We start from the raw sequence: 1363 nt of genomic DNA on the forward strand, positions 1-1363 counted from the left end.
GCCAGGCGCTGAAGATCTGCTGCACCAGGCGCTGCAGCGCAAACGACAGCGTGGCGCCCAGCATCAGCGACGAAAACTGCTCGACCAGTTCGTCCACCGGCGCCAGCACCGCGCCAGGGTGGAACGAGCCGCCCACGCCCAGCACCGTGCCTGTGATTTCGACCTCGCGGGCCAGGCTGAGCGCACCGTTGAGCAGGCGGGCTGCGGCGAAGGTGGTCAGCGCGCGTTTCCAGCCCTGGTCGGTGTAGCGCTCGGCGAGCTGGTCCATGGGCCGCAGCCAGACCAGCGCCAGGGCCAGCAGCACGAAGACCGTCAGCCGCCAGGGGCGCCGGGGGAGGTGGGGGACCGGGTGAGCGAACTCCTGGGCAGGCGGCATGGCAGAGGGGCTACGGAAAACCCGATGGTAGACCGGCCCTGCCAAACGTTTGTTGCCGTCAGCGCTGCGTCAATGCTGCAGTTGCGCCAGCGCCTTGAGACTGGCGAGGGTGCGCAGGCAGGCCTGGGCCACCTCGGTGCCTTTCTTGACGAAGTGGGCGTGGAAGAACTGGCGGTGTTCGTCGTGCTCGTGGAAGTCGCGCGGCGTGAGCACGGCGGAGAAGACCGGCACGCCGGTGTCCAGCTGCACGCGCATCAGCCCGTCGATGACGGCCGACGTGACGAACTCGTGGCGGTAGATGCCGCCGTTGACCACCAGCGCGCAGGCGATGACCGCGTCGAAGCGGCCGCTGCGGGCCAGCGCTTGCGCATGCAGCGGGATCTCGAAGGCGCCGGGCACCTCGAACAGCTCGACCTGCGAGCGCGGCAGGCCTTGTCGTTCGAACTCGGCCAGCGCGGATTCGCGGGCCTGGCCGACGATGTCGGCATGCCAGCCGGCCGAAATGAGCGCGATGCGGGTCGGCCCGGCCTTGGCGTGGGACGTGGAGAGGGAAGAAGCAGAAGCAGGCTGATTCATGGGAAACCTCGAAATCTGAGGGGTTGGCCAGAATCAGGGCGCGCGCCACCACAGCCATCTGGCCCCAGGGCAACGCAGCGGCTGCCCGGGCCTGGTGGCCGGGATGTTGCGGTCTCTTTCATCCGGACTGTGACCGTCGGCTCTGGCATCGCACCAGATCTGCTGACCCTGCCGCCGTGAGGCCGCAGGCGCTCGCGGGCTCCCGCACTCGGGCCGGGAGGCCTTTGCGCGGATACCGCCGGTGGGGACTTTCACCCCGCCCTGAGAACGCACCGGCGCAGCCGAAACCGCACCGGAGCCGGGATTGTAGGCAGTGCGGGTTGGGGCGTGGCAGTGGACACGGCAAGGCCTTTCACGGCAGTCCCTGCGGGCCGTGCGAAGGCTCTCAGCTGTTCAGCTCGGCGTGCTCGC

General features: G+C 69.2%; 1 protein-coding gene, 1 pseudogene and 1 riboswitch. The gene and the pseudogene both read right to left on the reverse strand.

Translation table 11 applies throughout. The features are described from left to right. Positions 1–376, reverse strand: a pseudogene (locus FKP22_RS30500) (hypothetical protein); the annotation flags it as partial. Positions 377–445: 69 nt separating this feature from the next. Then, on the reverse strand, positions 446–952 hold the full coding sequence (locus tag FKP22_RS30505; protein ID WP_141291943.1) for a 6,7-dimethyl-8-ribityllumazine synthase: 507 nt from the start codon (positions 950–952) through the stop codon (positions 446–448). Between the two features lie 106 nt (positions 953–1058). Continuing rightward, positions 1059–1225: riboswitch (FMN riboswitch) on the reverse strand. Between the last annotated feature and the right edge of the window lie 138 nt (positions 1226–1363).

It is taken from the genome of Ideonella azotifigens (genome assembly GCF_006519715.1).
GTDB lineage: Bacteria > Pseudomonadota > Gammaproteobacteria > Burkholderiales > Burkholderiaceae_C > Ideonella > Ideonella azotifigens.